The organism is uncultured Microbulbifer sp., assembly GCF_947489355.1.
Classification (GTDB): Bacteria; Pseudomonadota; Gammaproteobacteria; order Pseudomonadales; family Cellvibrionaceae; genus Microbulbifer.
The window spans coordinates 1-429 of record NZ_CANLDD010000185.1; the positions used below are offsets into that span (position 1 = coordinate 1).

At 51.7% G+C, this 429-nt stretch carries 1 protein-coding gene; it reads right to left on the bottom strand.

The window, feature by feature from the left end; translation table 11 throughout:
• Positions 1-429, bottom strand: a 429-nt coding sequence (locus tag Q1A48_RS21385; protein ID WP_299948902.1) for a hypothetical protein, incomplete at both ends; no start/stop codon positions are given.

A 429-nucleotide genomic window follows, 5' to 3' on the forward strand; every position in this document is an offset into this window, starting at 1 on the left:
AGCGTGGCATTGGTGGCGGTAAGGGTTTCCACTTCAGAGAACAGGATACCGCTGTTGCGGGCTTCTTTATTATTACCAGTCAGTAACCACTCGGCATCTTCGGCTCCGTTGACCGTGTCGATACCTCCAAGGGCATCAACGCTGCTGATACCGCTAAAGGCAATATTATTAGCCATCAGCGCATTCAGGTCGGTAATTTCGAACCTGTCCTCGCCATCTGAGCCCTTCAGGCTGTCGCTGCCCAAACCCGCATTGACTGTATCCACTTCGCTGAAGCTGATGTTCGCTGTATTCAGGGTATTTGTGCCGGTGATGGTAAACTGGTCATCGCCACTGCTGCCGGTTAAAAGCGCTGTGGTTGCACTGAAAATACCTTCGAAAGTCAGTGTGCCTGCCGACAGTTGATTATCACTGCCAGTCAAGGTCAGG